Origin of the sequence: Bradyrhizobium sp. CCBAU 45394 (assembly GCF_028128655.1) — a bacterium.
Classification (GTDB): domain Bacteria; phylum Pseudomonadota; class Alphaproteobacteria; order Rhizobiales; family Xanthobacteraceae; genus Bradyrhizobium; species Bradyrhizobium diazoefficiens.
Window position 1 is genome coordinate 16,733 of the sequence record NZ_LBIX01000150.1, and the last position, 22,337, is coordinate 39,069.

20 protein-coding genes are annotated in these 22,337 nt (G+C 64.5%); 9 read left to right on the forward strand and 11 right to left on the reverse strand.

Annotation, left to right across the window (positions count from 1 at the left end; translation table 11 throughout):
• Positions 1–16 precede the first annotated feature (16 nt).
• The gene (locus WN73_RS15710; protein ID WP_011088829.1) at positions 17–1,063 is read left to right on the forward strand and encodes a hypothetical protein; all 1,047 of its coding nucleotides are present in this window, start codon (positions 17–19) and stop codon (positions 1,061–1,063) included.
• Here the strand turns inward: WN73_RS15710 and WN73_RS15715 are convergent.
• From WN73_RS15715 to WN73_RS15735, 5 genes are read right to left on the reverse strand one after another with little or no spacing between them, the layout of a single operon-like run.
• A complete protein-coding gene (locus tag WN73_RS15715; protein WP_271553638.1) occupies positions 1,060–2,052 on the reverse strand; it encodes a 3-hydroxybutyryl-CoA dehydrogenase in 993 nt (330 codons plus the stop codon). The two genes, WN73_RS15710 and WN73_RS15715, sit on opposite strands and share 4 nt — an antisense overlap.
• Before the next feature lie 3 nt (positions 2,053–2,055).
• Positions 2,056–3,144, reverse strand: a complete 1,089-nt coding sequence (locus WN73_RS15720; RefSeq protein ID WP_271553640.1) for an NAD/NADP-dependent octopine/nopaline dehydrogenase family protein — start codon at positions 3,142–3,144, stop codon at positions 2,056–2,058.
• Positions 3,141–4,676, reverse strand: coding sequence for a class I adenylate-forming enzyme family protein (locus tag WN73_RS15725; protein ID WP_271553641.1), 1,536 nt, complete (start codon positions 4,674–4,676; stop codon positions 3,141–3,143). The genes WN73_RS15720 and WN73_RS15725 overlap by 4 nt, the downstream gene beginning before the upstream one ends.
• A 2-nt stretch (positions 4,677–4,678) precedes the next feature.
• Positions 4,679–5,968, reverse strand: a complete 1,290-nt coding sequence (locus tag WN73_RS15730) for an acyl-CoA dehydrogenase family protein (protein ID WP_271553642.1) — start codon at positions 5,966–5,968, stop codon at positions 4,679–4,681.
• 7 nt (positions 5,969–5,975) lie between these two features.
• Positions 5,976–6,794, reverse strand: a complete 819-nt coding sequence (locus tag WN73_RS15735) for an alpha/beta fold hydrolase (RefSeq protein ID WP_271553644.1) — start codon at positions 6,792–6,794, stop codon at positions 5,976–5,978.
• A gap of 196 nt (positions 6,795–6,990) precedes the next feature.
• Here WN73_RS15735 and WN73_RS15740 point away from each other — a divergent pair, with 196 nt between their 5' ends.
• The 3 genes from WN73_RS15740 to WN73_RS15750 all read left to right on the forward strand — a co-directional run bounded on the left by WN73_RS15740 (position 6,991) and on the right by WN73_RS15750 (position 10,070).
• The gene (locus tag WN73_RS15740; protein ID WP_060908316.1) at positions 6,991–7,752 is read left to right on the forward strand and encodes an SDR family NAD(P)-dependent oxidoreductase; all 762 of its coding nucleotides are present in this window, start codon (positions 6,991–6,993) and stop codon (positions 7,750–7,752) included.
• 43 nt (positions 7,753–7,795) lie between these two features.
• Positions 7,796–8,632, forward strand: coding sequence for an enoyl-CoA hydratase family protein (locus WN73_RS15745; protein WP_011088822.1), 837 nt, complete (start codon positions 7,796–7,798; stop codon positions 8,630–8,632).
• A gap of 187 nt (positions 8,633–8,819) precedes the next feature.
• On the forward strand, positions 8,820–10,070 hold the full coding sequence (locus WN73_RS15750; RefSeq protein ID WP_161534088.1) for a flavin-dependent oxidoreductase: 1,251 nt from the start codon (positions 8,820–8,822) through the stop codon (positions 10,068–10,070).
• 95 nt (positions 10,071–10,165) lie between these two features.
• Here WN73_RS15750 and WN73_RS15755 read toward each other — a convergent pair whose 3' ends face one another.
• Complete coding sequence (locus WN73_RS15755) at positions 10,166–10,621, reverse strand: cupin domain-containing protein (RefSeq protein WP_011088820.1); 456 nt, start codon at positions 10,619–10,621, stop codon at positions 10,166–10,168.
• A gap of 27 nt (positions 10,622–10,648) precedes the next feature.
• Positions 10,649–11,824, reverse strand: coding sequence for an ABC transporter substrate-binding protein (locus tag WN73_RS15760; RefSeq protein WP_182869072.1), 1,176 nt, complete (start codon positions 11,822–11,824; stop codon positions 10,649–10,651).
• Between the two features lie 277 nt (positions 11,825–12,101).
• Between WN73_RS15760 and WN73_RS15765 the strand changes: the two genes are divergently transcribed.
• The 3 genes from WN73_RS15765 to WN73_RS15775 all read left to right on the forward strand — a co-directional run bounded on the left by WN73_RS15765 (position 12,102) and on the right by WN73_RS15775 (position 14,915).
• Positions 12,102–12,593, forward strand: a complete 492-nt coding sequence (locus tag WN73_RS15765) for a MarR family winged helix-turn-helix transcriptional regulator (RefSeq protein ID WP_011088818.1) — start codon at positions 12,102–12,104, stop codon at positions 12,591–12,593.
• Between the two features lie 149 nt (positions 12,594–12,742).
• A complete protein-coding gene (locus WN73_RS15770; protein WP_271553647.1) occupies positions 12,743–14,434 on the forward strand; it encodes a benzoate-CoA ligase family protein in 1,692 nt (563 codons plus the stop codon).
• A gap of 22 nt (positions 14,435–14,456) precedes the next feature.
• Positions 14,457–14,915: a RidA family protein gene (locus tag WN73_RS15775; protein ID WP_442870105.1), complete on the forward strand. Its 459-nt coding sequence runs from the start codon at positions 14,457–14,459 to the stop codon at positions 14,913–14,915.
• 28 nt (positions 14,916–14,943) lie between these two features.
• On the opposite strand, the gene WN73_RS15780 is transcribed toward WN73_RS15775, so the two are convergent.
• Positions 14,944–15,672 (reverse strand): CBS domain-containing protein, encoded by a 729-nt coding sequence (locus WN73_RS15780; protein WP_271553651.1) that lies wholly within the window; start codon positions 15,670–15,672, stop codon positions 14,944–14,946.
• Positions 15,673–15,882: 210 nt separating this feature from the next.
• Here WN73_RS15780 and WN73_RS15785 point away from each other — a divergent pair, with 210 nt between their 5' ends.
• Complete coding sequence (locus WN73_RS15785; protein ID WP_271553653.1) at positions 15,883–17,724, forward strand: PHA/PHB synthase family protein; 1,842 nt, start codon at positions 15,883–15,885, stop codon at positions 17,722–17,724.
• On the opposite strand, the gene WN73_RS15790 is transcribed toward WN73_RS15785, so the two are convergent.
• Genes WN73_RS15790 through WN73_RS15800 form a run of 3 tightly spaced genes read right to left on the reverse strand, consistent with a single transcriptional unit; the run spans position 17,721 to position 21,251 of the window.
• A complete protein-coding gene (locus tag WN73_RS15790; RefSeq protein ID WP_271553654.1) occupies positions 17,721–18,695 on the reverse strand; it encodes a CHAD domain-containing protein in 975 nt (324 codons plus the stop codon). The two genes, WN73_RS15785 and WN73_RS15790, sit on opposite strands and share 4 nt — an antisense overlap.
• Positions 18,696–18,710: 15 nt before the next feature.
• Positions 18,711–20,243 (reverse strand): bifunctional aminoglycoside phosphotransferase/ATP-binding protein, encoded by a 1,533-nt coding sequence (locus WN73_RS15795; protein ID WP_271553655.1) that lies wholly within the window; start codon positions 20,241–20,243, stop codon positions 18,711–18,713.
• 24 nt (positions 20,244–20,267) lie between these two features.
• Entirely contained in the window at positions 20,268–21,251 is a 984-nt protein-coding gene (locus tag WN73_RS15800; protein ID WP_011088811.1) for a zinc-dependent alcohol dehydrogenase family protein, read from the reverse strand.
• A gap of 194 nt (positions 21,252–21,445) precedes the next feature.
• Between WN73_RS15800 and WN73_RS15805 the strand changes: the two genes are divergently transcribed.
• Positions 21,446–22,285: a universal stress protein gene (locus WN73_RS15805; protein ID WP_028174472.1), complete on the forward strand. Its 840-nt coding sequence runs from the start codon at positions 21,446–21,448 to the stop codon at positions 22,283–22,285.
• The last annotated feature ends 52 nt before the right edge of the window (positions 22,286–22,337 follow it).

A 22,337-nucleotide genomic window follows, 5' to 3' on the forward strand; every position in this document is an offset into this window, starting at 1 on the left:
ATACCGGGAGTGAACCATGCTGGCTGATCGCATCGAAGCAAAATGGATCGACGCATTTTGTGAGATTTTCGAACGATGCGCCGTCAAGGCCGGCGATACCGCGGCGATCCTCTCGGAGACGCAATCGCGTGCGCTGAATGTACATCTGGCGGAACTCGCGCTGCTGCGGATGGGCGCGCGGCCATTTCATGTGGTGATGCCGACGCCGCGCAATCGCAATATCGTTCCGGTTCGTTCGACAGGCGCGAGCGAGGCGATCCAACGGCTCGGCCCGGTAATCAGCGCGCTTCAGCAGGCCGGCTTTGTGGTTGATTGCACCATCGAGGGCCTGATGCACGCGGTGGAGACGCCCGAGATCCTCAAGGCAGGCGCGCGGATCCTGGTGATCTCCAACGAGCACCCGGAGGCGCTGGAGCGGATGGTGCCGGACCCCGCACTCGAGAAGCGCGTTCGCGCGGCGGCGAAGATGCTGCGCGGGACCAAGCGGATGCGGGTCACCTCGAAAGCCGGCACGGCGCTCGACGTGGACATGGTCGGTGCTTCAACGGTCGGCGTGTGGGGCTGGACCGACAAGCCCGGCACGCTCGCGCATTGGCCGGGCGGCATCGTCGTCAGCTTTCCCAAGAGCGGGACGATCAACGGTACGCTGGTGATGGCGCCCGGCGACATCAACCTGACATTCAAGCGCTACCTGACGTCACCTGTGAAGATGACGTTGAAGGACGATTACGTCGTCGAGCTGGAAGGGGAGGGCACGGATGCCGCAATGATGCGTGCTTATCTTGCCGCCTGGGGCGATCGCGAGGCTTACGCCGTATCGCATGTCGGTTTCGGCATGAACCCTGGCGCGCGCTATGAAGCACTGTCGATGTACGATCAACGCGACACCAATGGCACGGAGATACGTGCGGTCTCCGGCAATTTCCTGTTCTCGACCGGCGCGAACGAATTCGCCGGCCGCTACACGGCGGGTCATTTCGACCTGCCGATGATGGGAACCACTATCGAGCTGGACGGCGTCGCGGTTGTGCGGGACGGCGTGCTTCAGGACGTCTTCGGTTAGTCGCGGTCGAGCACTGGCGGGCGAGCCAGCTCGAAATGCCGGAGCAGGTCGACCATGGCCTGAAGCCGCTTTGCCCGATAGGCGTCGACATCGAGCCCGGAATAATCGAGAAAGCCTGCGCCGGTTCGCAGGCCGATCCGGCCTTCGTGCATGTTGCGCGAGATGACGTCCGGCGCGCGATAGCGGTCGCTACCGAGGGCACCTTCGAGATAACGGCTCGCATAGTAGAGGATATCGCCACCGCCCCAGTCGATGAACTCGAGCAGCCCTAGCACGGCGTAGCGGAAGCCGAAGCCGTAGCGGATCGCCTTGTCGATCTCCTCAGCGCTGGCGACGCCTTCCTCGACCATGCGCGCGGCCTCGTTCATGGCCAGCGCCTGGATGCGCGGGACGATGAAGCCGGGCGTCGCCGCGCAGACCACCGGAACCTTGCCGATCCCTTCAAGCAGCGCCTTGACCTCCTCGATGATGGCTGGATCGGTGGCTTTGCCGGGCGAAACCTCGACCAGCGGGATCAGATAGGCCGGGTTGAGCCAGTGGACGTTGAGAAAGCGGCGAGGGTTCATGATCGCGCCGGACAGATCGTCGACCAGAATGGTCGACGTGGTCGATGCAATGATCGTGTCGGGCTTTACTTGTCTTGAGGCCGCCCCCAGCACCTCCCGCTTGAGTTCGACGACTTCAGGGACGCCCTCAAAAACCATTCCGGCGTCGGCAAGCGCTGCGCCGCTCTGGCTAGCCGTCACAACCGAGACGCGCGCGATGAGCGGATCGACATCTGCCGCGGTCAGCAGCCCCAGGTTCGAGAGGCTCGCGAATGTCTTCCTGACTTCGCCGAGCGCATCCGCCTCCAGCTTGGCGAAGTCCTCGGCAGAGCGGGGCTTGACGTCGATCATCGCGACCCTGTGCCCGGCATAGGCGAACGCGACGGCGATGCCGCGCCCCATGCGGCCGGCCCCGAGACAGGCGATGTTGGCGCGACTGGTCATCGATCAGAATCCGTTGCGAAGCAGCGTCTGCAATTCGGCCTTGCCGAGGCCGCCGAGACCCAGCGTATCGAGCGTTCGGCCGCCTTGGGCAAAATCCTCACCGCAGATCGCGCCACCGATGGCGAGGAAAGCCTCGGCCAGCGGCGTAGCCACGCCCGCGAGGCCGGCGACGGACACCAGCAGCGACAATCCAAGCCGCAAATCCTCACGCATGTAGCGGTGCTCGGTCAGCACGATGCGCTCGCGCCAGTCGCCGGAGTCCGTCAGCCGGTCATGCGAGCCGCGACCATACATCCAGATTTCGCCCTCCTTCGCGTAGTGGTGAGCGAGCGGGAAATGCGGTGCACCGTAGCCGAGCGCCTCCCGTACCGCGATCCGCTCGGCGTCGAGCGCGTCGGTCACCCGGCGGATCGAGGCTTGGGTTCCTTCCTTGTGGATGTCCCATCGCTCGAAATGTTCGATCGGGCCGGCGTTCATCACGATCAGTGGCGGATGGATGATCGGACCTGCATTCATCAGCGCGCCGGACAGCGCATCTCCGCATGGTTCGATTGCGTCGGGGAAGGCGCGTCCGATCACGTCGAGCGCGTGCGGCGCCCGGTCGAGCGGAAAGACGCCAACCGGTAGCCGCTTCGCGCGGATCGTGATCGCGACCTCGAACGGCCCGTGCTTGCGGGTGAGCCAGGGCAGCGTGCCCGTTTCGGCAAAGCTCGCCTTGGCCTGGTTGCCGGCGTCGTGGGCGGCCTTCGCGAAGATCATCGAGCCGAATGTCGCGGGCGGCAGAAACACAACCTGGCCGTCCCGCAGGTGCGGTGCGACGAGCCTTGCAATATCCGGCTGTGCGAAGGCGGGGGCAGGGCACAGGATCAGTTCGACACCGTCCATGGCTTCGGCGATGTCGGTCGTCACCAGCGCGAGCTTCATGTCGTGGCGGCCGTTATGGTCCTTCACCAGAATGCGCGAGCCGTCGGCGCGATGCGCGGCGACCTGATCCCTGTCGCGGCGCCAGAGCCGGACCTCATGTCCCGACAGCGCAAAATCGCCCGCGGCCGCGAAAGAGCCGTTTCCTCCGCCCAGAACTGCAATCTTCAAGATGCTTCTCCCCGTGCGCGCGACTGCGCGTCAAGCTGCTTCAGCAGAAAATGCTGGACCTTGCCCAGCGCCGTGCGCGGCAGGTCGGTGACGAACACGATCTCGCGCGGAACCTTGAAGCGCGCAAGCTGCGCCTGGAGATGTGCCCTCAGTTCCTCCGCTTCGAGCCGACAGCCGGATCGCCGGATTACATAAGCGATCGGTACTTCGTCCCAGCGCGGGTCCGGCCTGCCGATCACCGCGCATTCGCTGACGTCGGGGTGTTCCAGCAGGACGCGTTCGACCTCGGCCGGGTAGACATTCTCCCCGCCGGAAATGATCAAGTTCTTCATGCGGTCGCGGATCCAGAAGTAACCGTCGGCGTCGCATAGGCCGATATCGCCGGTGCGATACCAGCCATCGTTCAGCGCATCGTGCGTGGCGTCCGCATTCCCCCAATATTCGAAGAACACGTTGGGGCCGCGCACAGCGATCTCCCCTGGCGTGCCCGCCGGCACCTCACGGCCGGCCTGATCAATCACTTGCGCTTCGCAGCACAGGCCCGCAAGTCCGGTTGATCCCTCTCGCGAGAGATCGCCGCCAAGCCGCGTATAGATCGCGATGGGGCAGGTTTCGGTCGAGCCATAAACCTGAAGCACGGGAACGCCGCGCGCGACAAAGCGGTCGATCAGGTGCGGCGGCACGATGGTCGAACCGGTGGCCACGGCCTTGAGCGATGAGAGATCGGCCGTGGTCCAGGCGGGATGCTCGCTGACAGCCTGAATGATGGCCGGCACCATCACCGTCAGCGTGGGGCGATCGCGCGCGATCGATGCGAGCGCCGTATCCGGCGCGAAGCGGGCGTGGATCGTGACGGTCGCACCAAGCTGAAGCGCCGGCGTGGTCTGGATATTGAGACCGCCGACGTGGAACAACGGCAGCACCGTCAGCACGTGATCGTCGGACGTCATGTTGTGCATGTGCTGGCTCATGACGCCGTTCCAGAACAGCGCTTCCTGACGCAGCACCGCGCCCTTCGGCCGGCCGGTGGTCCCTGATGTGTAGACGATGAGGAGCGGGCAAGAGAGGTCGGTGTGCGGATTTCGGCTGGAGCCGTCGCTATGCGCCAGCAGGCTTTCGAAAGTCGTGCCGCGCGGCGGCGCAAAGTCGAGGCCGACAACGGATGTCCCCGGCGCTGTCCGCACGAGCTCGGAAAGAACTCCCTCAAATGCCTGCTCGAGCACCAGCACCTTGGCGCTCGCATCGGTGAGAATGAAGAGCTGTTCGGCGATCGCCAGCCGCCAGTTCAAGGGCACCAGCATCGCCCCGAGCCGCGCGCAGGCATAGAGCAGAACCAGATAGTCCGGCCGGTTCAGGCTGAGCATCGCAACGCGATCGCCCCGGCCGACGCCGAGCTCCTGCTTCAAGGCCGTGGCGGTCTGCTCGATACGCGCGGCAAACGCCGCGTAGCTCAGCCGCTCCCCCTCGAAGACGATGGCCGTCTTGTCTGGCGCGAACGCCGCGTTGCGGTCGATCAGACTACAGAGGTCCACCGTCAGTCGTCCGTTTCGCCAGCCTCATACAGCGCCTCGCGCCCGATACGGTCGAGGCAAAGCTCGGCCGTCCAGGGCAGCATCAGCGAGCCGCAGCGGCTGTCGCGATAGATCCGCTCCAGCGGGAGCGAGCGAAGCATCGCCTGGCCGCCGCAGGTGCGGATCGCGAGCGCGGCGAGCTCATTGGCCCCCTCCATCACCGAATATTGCGCGGCATAAGCGCGCAGCACCTGCTCCTTGCTCGGATTGGCGCGCGCCTCCGTGACGGCCTGGAACCAGATCGACTTGATCTGCTCGAGCTCGATCTGCATCTGCGCAACCGCGATCTGCTTGGTCGGGTACATCCGTCGCTTGACCGGCGGCATGCCCGGCACCTCGCCGCGCAAGTAACGCACGGTGAAATCATAGGCCGCTTGCGCGAGACCCATATAGGTCGGCGACAGCGTCAGGAACATGTGCGGCCAGCGCATCGCAGCCTGGAAATAGACGCCGCGCGGCATCAGCGCGGAATCCTCCGGGACGAACACGTCCTCGAACAGCAGCGTCCGCGAAACCGTTCCGCGCATGCCGAGCGGATCCCAATCGCCGACGACGGAAACGCCCTGCGACTTCGCCGGAATTGCGAGGTAAAGCGTGTTGCGGCGCGAGGCCTTCTGGCCTTCCTCGATTTCGGTGCAGAGCACGCCGTAATAGTCGGCGTGACCGGACAGCGATGCAAAGATCTTCTTGCCGTTGACGATCCAGCCGCCCTTCACGGGCTTTGCCTGCGTTCCGAAGGCGACGCCGCCCGCGGCCGCCGCACCGCCTTCGGAGAAGGGCTGCGAATAGATCGCGCCGTCCTCGACGATGCGCTTGTAATGGACCGCGCGCCGCCGCTCGTGCTCGGCGCGGGTCTCCGCTTCCATGTCGAGATCGTCCGCGAGGGGGCCCGACCACAGGGTGGAGCAGACATGCATGTTCCAGGTCAGCGCGGTCGCGCCGCAATAGCGGCCAATCTCGGCTGCGGCCAACGCATAAGTCTGGTAGTTCGCGCCGAGGCCGCCGTGCTTCTTGGGGACGGCGATGCCGAGCAGGCCGACGCGATGCAGGTCGCGATAATTCTCGGTCGGAAAGATCGCCTCGCGGTCGTAGGTCGCAGCGCGCCCGGCGAACACGCTCTGGCCGATCTCGCGGGCGCGCGCGATGATGCCGGCCTGTTCGTCGCTCAGGCGGAACGCGACGGGATCGAAGATCGGTGCATCGAGCACGACCTTGTCACTCGCGCCGATCGTCTTGCTGACTTGCATGGTCATTGCGCAGTCACCTGTGTTTTGCAACGACGGAGTCCAGGAACTTGCCGAGCGCCTCGTCAAAGGCCTCGGGACGTTCGAGGTTCGCGAGATGGCCGATGCCGGCCAGCTCGACATATTGAGCCGAGGGAATGTAGGTCGCCGTCTTCGCCATCATGGGCGCCGGTGCGTTGTTGTCCTTGGAGCCGGACAGCAGCAGCGTCGGCACGGAAATATCCTTGAGCGTGCTGCGCTGATCGAACCCGATCAAGGCCAGCATCATGGCGCGATAGCTCGCTTCGGGTACGCTTCCCATGCACGCACGCGCAAGTTCCATCCCTTCCGGATCAGGATTGTCCCCCACAAGCTCCTTCACCAGCGAGGGCGCCAGCGACCTCATCGTCTCGCCGCGATCGAGCGGTCCGAGCCGCGCTGCGATGAACGATTTCTGCCAGTCGCCATCGGCCTTGCCGAACGCCGGGCTGGTCTGCGCCAGCACGACCGCGCGCGCCAGTTTCGGCGATTGCTCCAGCCATTTCTGGACGATCATGCCGCCGATCGAATGTCCGACCAGAATGGGCCTTGTTGCGCCGAGCTGCTCGATGAATTGCTGGAGCGCATCGGCCAGGGCAGCGATGCTGACGCGGGCAAGCGGCGCCGATCCGCCATAGCCCGGCATGTCCCATGCGATCGCGCGGAAGCGGTCGCCGAATGTGGCAAGCTGGTGCCGCCAGGCGCGCGCCGCGCCGCCAATCCCATGCAGGAAAATCAAGGGTATCGCGCCCGGATCGCCGGCGGCTTCATAGGCGAAGCGTCCGTCCTTTGTTATCATCGGCGCAGGTTGCGGCACGCGATATCCTCTTGCTGGGCCCGGCGATGCTAACAGGCCTATCGTCGATGGAAAGAGATAATTTTATACTTAAAGCAATTTTCGGGCCGGTCTTTCCCGCGAGGGCTTTCGCGACGTCGACTGGCGCCGTCGTTGCAAAAGTTTGAAGGTTAAAATATATCGGAGGCACGATCAGCAGATCCCAAGGAGCCAGCGCATGTCCGGATTGCCGCACTCGCCGCACGCACTGGTAACCGGTGGCGGCCGTGGAATCGGCCGCGCGATTGCAGCATCCCTCGTCGGCGCCGGCGCCACCGTGACGGTGCTTGGCCGGAATGCCGCAGTTCTGGACGAGGCGGTCCGCGCGGGAGCGGCGCATTTTGCAGCTGTCGCCGATGTCTCGGACGAAGCTGCGCTGAAAGCAGCCATCGTGGAGGCGCATGCGCGAAAGCCGATCGACATTCTGATCGCCAACGCGGGCAGTGCGGAGTCCGCACCGTTCTCCAAATCGGACAGCGCCCTGTTTGCGCGCATGATGGACGTCAATTTCATGGGCGTGGTCCATGCCGTTCGCGCCGTACTGCCGGGGATGAAGGATCGCCCTTATGGCCGCATCGTCGCAGTGGCGTCGACGGCGGGGCTGAAGGGGTACGCCTATGTCAGCGCGTACACCGCGGCCAAGCATGCAGTGGTCGGTCTCGTGCGTTCGCTCGCCCTCGAGATGGCCGGCAGCAACGTGACCGTGAATGCGGTGTGTCCCGGCTTCACGGACACCGATCTGGTCGCCGGCAGCATCGAAAACATCATGAAGAAGACAGGGCGAACCCGCGAGCAGGCGATCGCCGAGCTCGCCAAGCACAACCCGCAAGGGCGGCTGATCTCGCCTCAGCAGGTGGCCGACGCCGTGCTTTGGTTGTGCGGCGAGGGTGCCGGCGCGATCACGGGGCAGGCGATTGCCGTTGCCGGCGGTGAGATCTAGCGTGCGCGACGCAGGCCCGGAACGAGGAAGCTAAGGAGATCGTATGAGCAGACCAGCCAATCCCGTGACCCTGCCGCTCGCGGACTATTCGCCGCAGCACTTCCTGCTGGCCGTGGTCGACGGCGTTGCCACGGTGACGCTCAATCGTCCCGAGCGGAAGAACCCGCTGACCTTCGAGAGCTACCGGGAGCTCACTGATTTCTTCCGCGCCTGCGCGTTCGACGATGCGGTCAAGACGATCGTTGTCAGCGGCGCCGGCGGCAACTTTTCATCCGGCGGCGATGTGTTCGAGATCATCGGCCCGCTCGTGAAGATGGATACCAAGGGGCTCACTGCCTTTACCCGCATGACGGGAGACCTCGTCAAGGCGATGCGGGCGTGCCCGCAGCCGATCGTGGCCGCGGTCGAGGGCATCTGCGCGGGCGCCGGTGCGATCGTCGCCATGGCGTCGGACATGCGCCTTGCCGCGAGCGGGGCCAAGGTCGCGTTCCTGTTCAACAAGGTGGGCCTCGCCGGCTGCGACATGGGCGCCTGCGCGATCCTGCCGCGGATCATCGGCCAGTCCCGGGCCTCCGAGCTGCTCTATACCGGCCGGTTCATGACCGCGGAGGAGGGCGAGCGCTGGGGCTTCTTCAGCCGCATCGTCACGCCGGAGCAGGTGCTGCCCCAGGCGCAGCTCCTGGCAAAGCAGATCGCCGAAGGGCCGACCTTCGCCAACACCATGACCAAGCGGATGCTGGCGATGGAATGGGCGATGTCGGTGGAGGAGGCGATCGAGGCGGAGGCCGTTGCTCAGGCCCTGTGCATGACCACAGCGGATTTCGAGCGTGCCTTCCAGGCCTTCGCCAACAAGGTCAAGCCGGTCTTCAGGGGCGACTAAGGCGGTTGCTTTTAGCCGTGGAGGGGCCAGCAATGGGGACTTGCGCGAAATTGGGAGCTGAGCATTAAGGCTAAGCCCAAGACCCCGGCCAAGCTCAAGGTGGAGGCGACAAAGCCGCTTGCGGCGGAGTGACCGCCCATGCGACGTTAACCTCATTGCCTGGCGTATTTCGAGTGGAGTAAGGGCGATGAAGGCGATTATCGTCGGTGGCGGTATCGGAGGTCTCACCACGGCATTGATGCTGCGCTCGCGCGGCATCGCTTGCGAGGTTTTCGAGCAGGCCGACACCATTCGCGAGCTTGGTGTCGGCATCAACACGCTGCCGCACGCCATGCGAGAGCTTGCCGGCCTTGGCCTGTTGCAAAAGCTTGACGACGTCGCGATCCGCACCGATCAGCTCTACTACCTCAACCGCCATGGCCAGGAGGTCTGGCGCGAAGCCCGCGGCATCGACGCGGGGCACGACGTGCCGCAATTCTCGATCCACCGCGGTCGCCTTCAGGGCGTCATCCATCGCGCCGTCGAGGAGCGGCTCGGGGCGGAGGCAATCCACACCGGCTGCCGTCTTGGTGCGTTCACGCAGGACGAAGGCGGCGTTACGGCTTACTTCTTCGATCGCTCAGGCGCACACATCCACACGGCGCGCGGCGATATCCTGATCGGTGCCGATGGCATCCATTCGCGCGTGCGCGACACGCTGTTCCCGAACGAAGGACCGCCGTGCTGGAACGGCCTGATGCTGTGGCGCGGCGCGCGCGACTGGCCGCTGTTCCTCACCGGCAAATCCATGATCGTGGCCGGTGGCCTCAACGCCAAGGTCGTGATCTACCCGATCGCGGAGGGCTCGAGCCCCGCGAGCCGCCTCACAAACTGGGCGGTGCTAGTGAAGGTCGGCGAGGGCAACGCGCCGCCGCCGCGGAAAGAGGACTGGTCGCGTCCGGGCCGGCGCGAGGAGCTGATGCCGCACGTGGCGCGCTTCTCGGTGCCTTACATCGATGTGAAAAGTCTGATCTCGGCAACGCCCGAGTTCTACGAATATCCGACCTGCGACCGCGATCCCTTGCCCTATTGGTCCTCGGGACGCGTCACGCTACTCGGCGATGCCGCGCATCCCATGTATCCGGTCGGCTCGAACGGCGCCTCGCAGGCGATCCTCGATGCGCGGTGCCTTGCCGACGCGCTGGTGCGCGCCGAGCATCCGCGTCAGGCGCTGGTCGAATATGAGAAGAAGCGCTTGCCGATGACCGCCGATATCGTTCGCTCCAACCGGCGCGGCGGCCCCGAAGGGGTCATCGACGCCGTCGAGCAGCTTGCGCCTGATGGCTTCGACAATGTCGACAACGTTCTGAGCTATTCCCAGCGCGAGGCGATCGTGCGCGGCTATGCCACCAAGGCCGGCTTCGCTGCGGTGCCGGGGCTCGCGGCGGTGCGCGCCTGAGACGCAAAAGGGCGATGAACCATCATCGCCCTTTTGGTTTTTGATTGAGCAAGACCTTCCGGAAAACCGCCGCGCGCTTTTCCGGGGCCGTGCCGCTAGCCGCCGGGAGGCGGCGGCAGGAAGTGGATGTTGAACTCGGCGGCCATCGCCACCACGTCCTCAGGCTTCTGCTCCTTCATGTTGTGAAGGCCCCAGAACAGGTCGAACAGCTTGCGGCTCGGCGCCACCCAGAACAGCACTTTTGCGGTCTGCTCCGACTTGTTGAAGATGCCGTGCGGCACGCCCATGCCGAGGCGGATCAGGTCGCCTGCGGTTGCCTGTGACTCCGAATTGCCGAGCATGAAATCGAGCTTGCCCTCCAGCATGTAGAGATACTCATCCTGGTCGGGATGAATGTGCGGTGGCACGAATGTGCCCGGCGGCAGCGTTGCGTGCCAGGAGAAGCTGTTCTCGGCATAGCTCTTCGGCACATAGGTCTGGCCGAGGATGTTCCAGGAAATGCCCTGGATGCCCTCATTGGCCCGTGTGATGCCGGTGATTTCGCTCTTCATTGCAGTCCTCCCGTAACGCGATGCGGCTTAGTTTGCCGCCTTGCAGTCCTTGGCATAGCGGTCGCCGTAGTTCTCAAACACCTTCTGGACGATCTCGGTCTGGAACTTGCCGTCCGGACGCTTGGCGACCTTGGTCAGGTAGAAATCCTGGATCGGATAGCCGTTGGTGTTGAACTTGAAGGCGCCGCGCAGCGAGGTGAAGTCGGCCTTCTTCAGGGCAGCCGCAACGGCGTCCTTGTTGGAGAGGTCGCCCTTCACGCCCTTGATGGCGCTGTCAATCAGCATGGCGGCGTCATAGGCCTGGAAGGCGTAGGTGCCGGGCACGCCGTTGTAGGCAGCCTCATAGGCCGCGACGAATTTCTTGTTCTGGGGATTGTCGAGATTGGGCGCCCAGTTCGCGCCGCCGAACATGCCGACGGCCGCGTCCTGTTGCGCCGGCAGGGTCGATTCATCCACCGTGAAAGCCGAGAGCACCGGAATGCTATCGGCTAGGCCGGCCTGTCTGTACTGCTTCACGAGATTAACCCCGAGACCGCCCGGCATGAACGTGAAGAGCGCGTCGGGCTTCTGCGAGGAAATCTTGGAAAGCTCCGGCTGGAAGTCCAGCGTGTTCAGCGGCATGTAGGATTCCTCGACGATCTCGCCCTTGTAGTCGAGCTTGAAGCCGGCGACCGAGTCCTTGCCGGCCTGATAGTTCGGCACCATCAGATACATGCGCTTGTAGCCGCGATCCTGCGCGACCTTGCCGAGGATCTCGTGAACCTGATCGTTCTGGTACGAGGTCACATAGAAGAACGGGCTGCAGTCCTTGCCGGCAAAAGTCGACGGGCCGGCATTGGGGCTGATCAGGAAGACTTTCGATTCCGTCACGGGGCGGTGGATCGCCTGGAGAATGTTGGAGAAGATCGGCCCGACCACGAAGTCGACCTTGTCGCGTTCCAGAAGGCCCTTCACCTTGGTCACCGCTGCGTCCGGCTTGAGTTCGTCGTCGACCACCACGACCTCGACATCGCGGCCGCCCATCTTGCTGCCGAGATCCTTCACCGCGAGTGCAAAGCCGTCGCGAACCTGCTGGCCGAGCGCGGCGGCGGGTCCCGACAGGGTCACGATCACACCGAGCTTGATCTTCTCCTGGGCGAGGGCGGGGCTCATTGCCGTGCCGAGCAGCAAGGCGGCTGCGGCCAAGGTCGTTTGCGTCTTCATGGTCTGTCCCCCGTGACATCAGGGCCTGCGCTGCAAGCCGCGTACTCCAATACAAGCTTATGCCGATGATGGCTGCCGCGGCAAGCAAAGCTCAAGACGCCGCCATCTCGCGAGGCAGCGAGCATGCAAGCGGCGCGCCAATTACTTGAAGCCTAAAGAAATCGACGTGCGGTCGATTGCTGCAGCTTTGGACTTGCGGTCGGCTTCAATTTATTTGAAGCTCAAAACGTTGGGAATCCGTGCTGGCGCCAAAGCCTGCCGTCAATGACTGCATCAGATGCTTGATTCCGAGACCAAGGCCGTCGAGACGCCGGAGGACCACGCCGAAGAGCTTCGGCTGTGGCTGCGTATGCTTACCTGCACGACCCTGATCGAGGGCGAAGTCCGCGGCCGCCTGCGGCAGCGGTTCGACGTCACGTTGCCCCGTTTCGATCTGATGGCACAGCTCGACAAGGCGCCCGATGGCATGACGCTGTCCGATGTCTCCAAGCGCATGATGGTTTCCAACGGCAACGTCACCGGCCTCGTCGAGCGTCTGGTGGAATCCGGCCATCTCGACCGGCGCACGTCGGAGACCGACCGCCGGGTCCAGGTGATCCGCCTGACAAAGCTCGGGCGCGCCGAGTTTCGCCGGATGGCGGCGGAACACGAGACCTGGATCGCCGATCTCTTCGCCGACCTGACGCCGAAGGATGTGCGCGAGCTGATGCGGCTCCTCGCCAAGACCAAGGCGTCGGCGCAGAAGTCGGCTGGCCGCCGCCGGGCGTAGGTCCCGCGGGCCGATGCGCCCGCCAATCCCACCTTGCCGCAGGAAAATGCACGGGATGCCCAAAATCCACTATTGCGCCAAATTGTTTTAAGCCTAAAATGTTTCCCAGTTAGTGCTGCCGGGTGCTTCCATGCGCAAAGGAGCGTGCGATGGCCAACGCCGCCAAGGTTCAAATGTCGGGCTCGTCTGACGGCAATGCTGCGACGGCCCATGTCGATACGTTCGCACGGCAACATCTGCCGCCGCGCGAGCTGTGGCCCGACTTCATCTTCACACGGCCTGAGCTGCAATATCCGCCACGATTGAACTGCGTCGGCTATTTCCTCGATCGCTGGGTCGAAGAGGGCCATGGCGACGCGCCTTGCGTCATCAGCCCCGCGGTCAGCTACAGCTATCGCGAGCTGCAAGCACTCGTGAATCGCATCGCCAATGTTCTGGTCGGCAAGCTTGGTCTCGTGACCGGCGGGCGCGTGCTGCTGCGCTCTGCCAACAATCCGATGATGGTCGCAACCTATCTTGCGGTGATCAAGGCCGGAGGCATTTGCGTCGCGACGATGCCGCTGCTGCGCGCCAAGGAGCTGTCCTATCCGATCCAGAAGGCGGAGATCACGCTGGCGCTCTGCGACGGAAAGCTCGCCGACGAGATGGAGAAGGCGAAAGCCGCGGCGCCCGGTCTTAAGCAGGCCGTCTATTGGGGCAACGGCGCGGCCGACTCGCTCGAGGCGCTGATCGCCGACGCAAGCCCGGAGTTCAAGGCCGTCGATACCGCCTCCGACGACGTCTGCCTGATCGCCTTCACGTCGGGCACGACCGGCGATCCCAAGGGCACCATGCATTTCCACCGCGACATGCTGGCCGTCTGCGACGGCTACGCGCGCAACATCTTGCGCGCCGAGCAGAAGGATCGTTTCGTCGGCTCCGCACCGCTCGCCTTCACGTTCGGCTTCGGCGGCGTGCTGTTCCCCATGCATATCGGCGCCTCCTTCGTCGTGCTGGAGAAGACGACGCCGGAGGACATCCTGACGGCGATCGAGCAGTACAAGACCACGGTCTGTTTCACCGCGCCGACCGCGTATCGCGCCATGATCGGCAAGCTTCCGGGCCGGGACATTTCTTCGCTTCGCAAGTGCGTCTCCGCCGGCGAGACACTGCCCAAGCCGACATTCGATGCCTGGTTCAAGGCCACCGGCATCAAGCTGATGGACGGCATTGGCTCGACCGAGATGCTGCACATCTTCATCAGCGCGACCGAGGACGAGATCCGTCCGGGGGCAACCGGCAAGCCGGTGCCGGGTTATGAGGCGAAGATCGTCGACGACGCCGGCAATGACGTGCCGCCTGGGACGATGGGCCGCCTCGTGGTTCGCGGTCCGACCGGGTGCCGCTATCTCGCGGACGAACGGCAGCGCAGATACGTCCAGAATGGCTGGAACATCACCGGCGACACCTACCTGATGGATGACGACGGCTATTTCTGGTACCAGTCGCGCTCCGACGACATGATCGTGTCGGCCGGCTACAACATCGCAGGCACTGATGTCGAGGCGGTGCTGCTGACGCATCCCTCCGTCGCCGAGTGCGGTGTGGTTGGCGCACCGGACGAGGCACGCGGAATGATCGTGAAGGCTTATATCATCGCCGCGCCCGGCGTAACGCCGGATGCCCAACTTGCGGCCGAGTTGCAGGAATATGTCAAACGCGAGATCGCGCCCTACAAGTACCCGCGCGCGATCGAGTTTGTGACGCAATTGCCGAAGACCGAGACCGGCAAGTTGAAGCGTTTTGCCCTGCGGCAACTGGCTCAAGCTTCGGCGACGTCGTCGGGCGTTGCGGCAGAATGAGGGAAGGACGGAGCATTTGTCCGTGACAACGCCGAAAGGCCCGCAGCTCGCGGTGCTGTCGACCGCCGATGAGAAGGTCACGCTTTCGGCGGCGCAGATCCTCCAGCCGGCCGGCTGGCCGGTGCCGAAAGGCTACGCCAACGGCATGGCCGCCGAGGGGAGGATCGTCGTCACCGGCGGCGTGATCGGCTGGGATGCCGAAGAGCGTCTCGCGGACGGCTTTGTCGCGCAGGTCCAGCAGGCCCTGAGCAACATTGCAGCGATCCTGACTGAGGCCGGCGCACGCCCTGAGCACCTCGTGCGCCTGACCTGGTACGTCGTCGACATGGACGAGTACCTCGCGAACCTGAAGGAGCTCGGCAAGGTCTACCGTGCCATCTTCGGTGCGCACTATCCGGCAATGGCGCTGCTTCAGGTGGTACGGCTGGTCGAGAAGGCGGCGCGCGTCGAGATCGAGGCCACCGCCGTCATTCCCCGCTGAGTCGCGGTTGCTCCCTCAGCTTGCCTTGTTAGCTCGCTTTGGCGAGATCGTCGTCCTCGGGTGAGTTCAGATAAATGCCGGACATGGTGTCGACCCAGCACAAATGGTCGTGCACCTTCTTCACGCCCTCGACGTTCTCCGCCGCGACGACCGCGGCCTGCCGCGCGCGTTCTTCGGTGATGACGCCGCTGAGGTGAACGATGCCGTCGCGAACGATGACGTTGAGTCCGAACGGGCACCAATCGTTCTTCTCCATGGTATCGATGATGCGGTTGCGAATATGATCGTCATCGGCCGTCGGATCGGGCACCTCGCGGGCGAGCCCTGCGACAGCCTGCAACAGGTTGGCGCGGGACACGATCCCGACGACCATGTCGCCGCGTACCACCGGCAGGCGCTTCACGTTGTTCCGTTCCATGAGGTCGACGATCTCCGCGAGTGCCGTGTCCTCGGTGATGGTCACGGGCGAGGCGGTCATCACCTCCGAGACCTTGCGGCCGTGCTCGTGGACGAAGTCGCTGGCCGATTTGCCCGGACCGAGGATGAACCGCAACCAGCGCCCCCGCTTGCGCCCGGTGCCGATCTCGCTGCGGCGGATGAAGTCTCCTTCCGAGACGACGCCGACGAGCTTGCCGGTGTCGTCGACCACCGTGAGGCCGCTGACGTGCCGCTTCAGCATGATGTTGGCCGCCTCGACGATGCTGGTATCGGGGGTGACCGAGATGACCGACCGGGTCATGATCTGATGGGCGCGCATGGACGACTCCGCTGGCTTGTCGAATTTCAATGCGCAAAACCTAGCCCGGCCGTCGGGGTGTGGTTTGACTCAGGTCAAGCGATCCAGGCCGTTTCTCCCTGGTTGAGCAATTGTGATCCGTGCCCGGATTTGATGCAGCTCAACACGTATCGGAAGCGTCGCCATATCCTGTTGCCGACATAGATCAGAAGCCCGCAGGATCATTCAGCCATGAGCGTCGTGAAGGTATTTCCACGGGCCGAAGAGCCGCCGGCACAGGCTCTCCCCGCCAATTCGGCTGCCGAAGCCCCTGCGACGATCCCCGAAAGGATCCCTGAGAAGCCGGCCGTCGCCAATTCCGCGCCTGCATCGGAGCCTTACCCCTTCGACCGCGCGTTTCATGCGATGCTGGCGCGGTTCACGGGCGGGATTTCGCCTGTGGCCTTGTCGCTCGCCTGGCTCGACTGGAGCACGCATCTTGCCGCGGCGCCGGAGCGCCGGATGCAGATGTTCCGTAACGGTCTTCGCGATACCGGTATGCTCCTGCAAGCCGTCGCGCACGCGACCTCGCAAAAGCCGTGGTCCGTGATTGAGCCGCAGGGACGCGATCGTCGCTTCAAGGACCCGCAATGGGAGACCGCGCCGTTCAATCTGCTTGCGCAGGCGTTCCTGCTGTCGGAGCGCTGGTGGCACGATGCCACGACCGGCGTGCGTGGCGTGTCGCATGCAAACGAAGCCGTCGTCGAGTTCTCGGTGCGCCAGATGCTCGACATGCTGGCGCCGTCGAATTTCGCGGCCACCAATCCGCAGGTTCTCGAAAAGGCGTTCCAGAGCGGCGGCGAGAATTTTGTGTTCGGTTGGCAGAACTGGTGCAGCGATCTGATGCGGCTGCTCTCTGTCTCGAAGCCGGCGGGTGACGAGCAGTTCGTCGTCGGCAAGACGGTGGCAGCTACGCCCGGCAAGGTCGTCTACCGCAACGATCTGATCGAGCTGATCCAGTATCATCCCACGACCGCGCAAGTGCGACCCGAGCCGATCCTGATCGTGCCGGCCTGGATCATGAAGTATTACATCCTCGATCTGTCGCCGCAAAATTCCCTGGTCCGGTATCTGACCGGTCAAGGCTTCACCGTGTTCGCGATCTCCTGGCGCAATCCGGATGCGAAGGACAGGGATGTTGCCTTCGACGACTATCGCAAGCTGGGAGTGATGGCCGCGCTGGACATGATCGGCCGGATCATGCCCGATCGGAAGACCCATGCGCTCGGCTACTGTCTGGGCGGCACGTTGCTGTCGATCGCCGCGGCGGCCATGGCGCGCGACGGCGATGGCCGTCTCGGCACCATCACGCTCCTTGCCGGCCAGACCGACTTCACCGAGGCCGGCGAGTTGACGCTCTTCATCAACGAGAGCCAGGTCGCCTTCCTCGAAGACATGATGTGGCAGCGCGGCTATCTCGACACGACACAGATGGCCGGTGCGTTCCAGCTGCTGCGCTCCAACGAGCTGATCTGGTCGCGGCTGTCGCGTGACTATCTGATGGGCGAGAGTTCGCAGCCGAGCGATCTGATGGCCTGGAACGCCGATGCCACGCGGCTGCCTTATCGCATGCACTCGGAGTACTTGCGCAAGCTGTTCCTCGATAACGATCTGGCCGAAGGCCGCTATCGCGTCGAGGGTAGGAGCGTCTCGCTCTCCGACATTCACGCGCCGATGTTCGTGGTGGGCACGCTCGCCGACCACGTGGCGCCGTGGCGATCCGTCTACAAGATCCACTATCAGGCTGATGCCGACGTAACCTTCCTGTTGACCAACGGCGGCCATAATGCCGGCGTCGTCGCGCCTCCCGACGAGCCCTGGCACACCTATCAGGTCATGACCAAGGCCGCCGATGCGCCGTATGTCGGCCCCGACGAGTGGCTGAAGCTGGCGCCGCATGTTGAGGGATCGTGGTGGCCGGAATGGGCTCAATGGCTGGCGGCGCGCTCAGGTGAGCCCTGTGATCCACCGTCGATCGGTGTCGGGGGGGCTGACGGTCTGCCCGACGCGCCGGGAGACTACGTCCACAGCTAATCCTTGGGCTCCGCGTTCGGAGCAAGGTCTGACGAGCGGAAGGGCTTGGCCTTGTCCAGCTTCCGGTAGGCCGTAGAGGCGGTTCGCAGCAGCCTCTTTTCCCGCTTGCGGTCGAGGAAGCGAATGCCGGCCTCGGGGCCGGCGCCGTTCAACGACGCTGCCAGCGCTTGCCCGCGCGCATCGTCGTTCAATTGCCCGAGGGACCTCTGTGCCTTGCGCAATTGCTTGAGGATGGACTTCTGCTTCGCCAGGGAATCGTCATCGAACAGGTCCGTGAGCGACTCGATCGAATAGGTCAGCCGCTTGTTGAGAAGCCGCAACCTGTGTCGTTTCTCGACATCGAGCTTGCGCAGCTTCCTGGCCTTCCTGAGCAGCGTCTCTTCCCACTCGGTCAGCCGCGCCGTCGCGTGGTCGGCGAGCGAGCAACGGCGCAACCTGACGGCTTCCTTGCTGCGCCGGGTCGACCAGGGCCCGCTCTCGATCCACGCCGAGGTCTGCTCGACCAAGCGCTTGTAGCGCGCGGATTGCAGCGCGCGCGCGAGCAGGCGGTGGCTCTCGGCGCGCTTCTCGTCCCAGTGCTGGAGCTCGGCGATCACGGCGAGCTCGTCGCCACTCTCGGCGACGACCCGCTCGATCGCCACGTCGAGATCCCGCACCAGGCCGAGCTGGCTGTTGAGCCATTTCAGCTCGGCCCAGACGTTCGGCCGCAGCGTGTCGTCCACCATCGGCGAGAAGAAGCGGATGGCGGTGCGCAGATGCGTCAGTGCGATGCGGATCTGGTGCAGCGCGTCGGGATCGCCGCGGCAAGTGCCGTCGTGCTGGGCAAGGACCGCACCGAGGTGGCGGCGCGCGATGATCCGGAACGCCGTATCGCAGGCCATGCCGGGGCTGAGGCGGCCGGGCAGGGCATTGCGCCGCGTCGCCGGCTTGGCGCGCGCGGTCGCGGTCGAACTTGTGGTGGGTCGCGACATCCTTGCCCGCGTCAATCAGATTGCCTTATTTTGCCCTGCGATTGCGTCCCGGCAGCGCTGGAGCGTCTGCTCTTGTGTCCCGGATGCATCGATGGTCGCCCAACCGACATGGCCGATATTATAGTGCTCTTGCTGCGCAGCAACCTCTTGCGTGGCGTCGGAGGCATCCCCGTGGCGGCTGCCGATGCGCGCCTGACGGGTCGCGAGGTCGGCGACGAGGAATAGTCCGCTCAGCGGCACGTTGCATTGGCGGGCCATGGCGGCCAGTTGCTCCCGTTCGGATTCGCTTGCAAAGACGGCATCGACGATTGCGGAATGGCCTTGCGCCAACACCTGTCGGGCGCTCTGCACCAGCACCTCGTAGACGCGTGCCGTGACCTCGGGCCGGTACGTGGACGGTGGCAGCCGGTGGGTGTGTTCCACCTGAAACAGCTGCTTGCGAATGATGTCGCTGCGCAGCACGACGGCTCCCGGTTGCGGCGCGACGTTGGGTGCCAGCGCGCGGGCGAGGGCGGACTTGCCGGTGCCCGATAGTCCGCCGACCGCAATCAGGCGCGGGGTGGGCGGGTGGATCAGAGCCCGGGCGAGATCGAAGTAGCGGCGCGCCTCGTGAAGAATTCCTGTCCGGTCGGCATCGGGCCGCGTCAGCCGCGCCAGCGCCACCTGGGCGCGGATTGCCGCGCGAATGGACATGAACAGCGGCAGGACCGAGAGCGCATCGAGGTTTTCGGGCGGCGTTGCGGCGAGATACCGGTTCAGGACGATATTGGCTGCGAGCGGTTGACCATGGTGCAGCAGGTCCATCAGCGTGAACGCGAGGTCGTAGAGCACGTCGACAGTTGCGATTCTCGCATCGAACTCGATCGCGTCGAACAGCACCGGCTGGTCGTCGATCGCAACGATATTCGCAAGATGCAGGTCGCCGTGGCAGCGGCGCACGTATCCCTGACGGCCGCGTTCTTCGAGCAGCGGCCGCAGGCGCTGCAATACCGCGTGCGAGGCTTCGCCGAGTTGCTCGATCTCTTCGGCTTCGAGATGGTTGCCCTTCCGCAAGCCGTCGCCGTTTCCATCGACGAGGCCGGGGATGGAGGCAACCCATGCCGTGCCGTCGGCGCGAGGTGCCATCGCGTGCGACGCCACGATGGCATCAGCGGCAGCCGAAGCGAGGTTCGCATCCAGCGGGCCGGCCTTCGCCAGATGATCCAGCGTCCGGGTTTCGTCGAAGCGGGACATGTCGACCGCATACTCGACCGGCCGGCCGCGGCCGTCGACCTGCAGCGATCCGTCCGGGTCCTCGGTGATCGCCAGGACGCGGTGATAGATCTGCGGCGCCAGCGGCCGGTTGATCCTGATCTCCTCCTCGCAGGCCGCCTTGCGTTTCTCGAGCGTCGAATAGTCGAGGAACGGAAACCGGACAGACCGCTTGATCTTCAGCGCGCGGCTACCGTCGAGAAACACCGACGCGGCATGCGTATCGATCCGTGTCACGCCCGGATGCGCGCAGAGCGCCGTGAAGATCCGTTCCTGGGCAGCCGTTTCGTCTGTCATCGAAGCTGGTATTCCGAGATAAGGTCAGGGCCTGAGCACGGCGGCGCCAAGAATCTGTCCATTCCGCAGCATGTCCAGAACTTCGTTGGCCTGATCGAGCGGGAATGCGGTCGTCTCGGTGCGCACGCCCGCCTGCGGAGCGATCCTGAGAAAATCGAGACCGTCCTGTCGGGTGAGATTGGCAACGGAGATCAGCTGCCGTTCCTGCCAGAGCAGGTCGTACGGAAAGCTCGGAATGTCGCTCATATGGATGCCGGCGCAGACCACGCGGCCACCCTTGCGAACGGCGCGCAGCGCGGCCGGCACGAGCTCGCCGGCGGGAGCATAGATGATGGCGGCGTCGAGCGGTGTGTCGGGCATTTCGTCCGAGGCGCCCGCCCAGACGGCGCCGAGCCGGCGGGCGAGGTCCTGCGCGGCCAGATCGCCGCGCCGTGTAAACGCGTGGACAGAGCGCCCCTGCCAGACCGCGACTTGCGCGACGATATGGCCGGCGGCGCCGAAGCCGTAGATGCCCAGCCTCTCAGCCTGGCCGGCGAGGACCAGCGAACGCCAGCCGATCAGGCCTGCACACAGCAGAGGGGCGAGAGCCACGTCGTCGCCGGCCTCGCCCAGCGGAAAGGCATAGCGCGCATCGGCGACCACGTGCGTTGCATAGCCGCCGTCCCTTGTATAACCGGTGAAGAGCGGGCGGTCGCAGAGGTTCTCCATGCCCTCCCGGCAAAACCGGCAGTTTCCGCAGGTGAACCCGAGCCAGGGAATGCCGACCCGGTCACCCAGCGCATGCGTTGCGACATCGGGGCCGACGAGATCGATACGGCCGACGATTTCATGGCCAGGTACGATCGGGTAGCGGATGTCGGGCAATTCGGCGTCGACGACGTGAAGATCGGTCCGGCAGACGCCGCAGGCGCTGACTCTCACCCGGATCTGACCTTCGCCAGGGATTGGATCGGGGCGCTCCTCCATCCGCAGCCGTGCTCGCGGGGCAGCCAACACCATCGCACGCATCAGTCTCTCCGGGGCGAACCGCTCCGATCGAACTATCCATAGAATGACAGCGCGGGGGCAGTCCTTGACTTCCCTCAATGCCCGCCTTTGCCCGTCTGGACGGTTCCCCAAGGCTTGTTGAGGATCAAAAAGGCTTGATGAGGATCAATGGTGTTGACGAAAGCCGGCCTATTCTGGTGGCAAGGAGAACCCCGATGCCCCTGAAGGACGTTTTTCTGCCGCTTGTCGGCCAGCCGCGCGGACCGGCTGTTGCTGCGATCGAGAAATGCGTGGCAGTCGCCGCCGACCTCGGCGCCAGGATCACCGCGCTCGCGCTCGAGGAAGACGTTTTCGTGCGGCCGATGGTGCTGCTCCCCGATGATCCCGATGCCGCCGTGGCAAAGGGGCCCCTTGGAGCGGACGATGTGCAGCATCTTCTGAATGCCTTCACTGATGCGGCGGCCCGCGCCAACGTTCGGACCCAAAGCCGGTCGGGCAAGGTGCCGGCGGACCAGATTGCGTCGATACTGGCCGAACAGGCGCGTTTCAGCGATCTCACGCTGGTTCCCGTGAAGTCGCACGACAGCCGAACGGAGCACATCATCGAGACGATCCTGTTTGAATCCGGGCGGCCGCTGCTGCTCTGCCCGGAGCAGCATGTGGACGTGCTGCGACCGGAATTCGAGAAAGTCATGATCGCTTGGGATCACTCCGCGCGCGCGGCGCGGGCGGTCGGTGACGCGCTGCCGATCCTTCAGGCTGCGGCCTCGGTCCGCGTGGTGACCGTGGCCGACGACAAGACCGACGCGATCGTGCAATCCGGGACCGCCCTCGTCGATCATTTGAGCGAGCACGGTGTCCAGGCCTCGTTCGAGACGGCGAAAGGCGGCGGCAGCTCGATCGGCAAGGTGCTCGGAAGTTGGGCAAATTCCAATGCCATCGATGCGATCGTGATGGGCGCCTATCATCATTCGCGCCTGAACGAGATTGTCTGGGGTGGTGTGACAAAGACTGTCATTGGCCAGCCACCGTGCTGGGTTATGATCTCGCACTAGGCTCGCCGCAAGCTTGCCGGCCTGATCTTTCAACCATCGGAACCACCACCGA

Excerpts from the sequence above, each read along its gene's own strand:
- WN73_RS15710 (WP_011088829.1), top strand. The coding sequence starts at position 17 with ATGCTGGCTGATCGCATCGAAGCAAAATGGATCGACGCATTTTGTGAG.
- WN73_RS15750 (WP_161534088.1), top strand. The coding sequence starts at position 8,820 with ATGAAGGCGATTATCGTCGGTGGCGGTATCGGAGGTCTCACCACGGCA.
- WN73_RS15740 (WP_060908316.1), top strand. The coding sequence starts at position 6,991 with ATGTCCGGATTGCCGCACTCGCCGCACGCACTGGTAACCGGTGGCGGC.
- WN73_RS15745 (WP_011088822.1), top strand. The coding sequence starts at position 7,796 with ATGAGCAGACCAGCCAATCCCGTGACCCTGCCGCTCGCGGACTATTCG.
- WN73_RS15800 (WP_011088811.1), bottom strand. The coding sequence starts at position 21,251 with ATGCGTGCGATGGTGTTGGCTGCCCCGCGAGCACGGCTGCGGATGGAG.
- WN73_RS15765 (WP_011088818.1), top strand. The coding sequence starts at position 12,102 with ATGCTTGATTCCGAGACCAAGGCCGTCGAGACGCCGGAGGACCACGCC.
- WN73_RS15795 (WP_271553655.1), bottom strand. The coding sequence starts at position 20,243 with ATGACAGACGAAACGGCTGCCCAGGAACGGATCTTCACGGCGCTCTGC.
- WN73_RS15715 (WP_271553638.1), bottom strand. The coding sequence starts at position 2,052 with ATGACCAGTCGCGCCAACATCGCCTGTCTCGGGGCCGGCCGCATGGGG.
- WN73_RS15730 (WP_271553642.1), bottom strand. The coding sequence starts at position 5,968 with ATGACCATGCAAGTCAGCAAGACGATCGGCGCGAGTGACAAGGTCGTG.
- WN73_RS15760 (WP_182869072.1), bottom strand. The coding sequence starts at position 11,824 with ATGAAGACGCAAACGACCTTGGCCGCAGCCGCCTTGCTGCTCGGCACG.
- WN73_RS15790 (WP_271553654.1), bottom strand. The coding sequence starts at position 18,695 with ATGTCGCGACCCACCACAAGTTCGACCGCGACCGCGCGCGCCAAGCCG.
- WN73_RS15780 (WP_271553651.1), bottom strand. The coding sequence starts at position 15,672 with ATGCGCGCCCATCAGATCATGACCCGGTCGGTCATCTCGGTCACCCCC.
- WN73_RS15755 (WP_011088820.1), bottom strand. The coding sequence starts at position 10,621 with ATGAAGAGCGAAATCACCGGCATCACACGGGCCAATGAGGGCATCCAG.
- WN73_RS15770 (WP_271553647.1), top strand. The coding sequence starts at position 12,743 with ATGGCCAACGCCGCCAAGGTTCAAATGTCGGGCTCGTCTGACGGCAAT.
- WN73_RS15785 (WP_271553653.1), top strand. The coding sequence starts at position 15,883 with ATGAGCGTCGTGAAGGTATTTCCACGGGCCGAAGAGCCGCCGGCACAG.
- WN73_RS15805 (WP_028174472.1), top strand. The coding sequence starts at position 21,446 with ATGCCCCTGAAGGACGTTTTTCTGCCGCTTGTCGGCCAGCCGCGCGGA.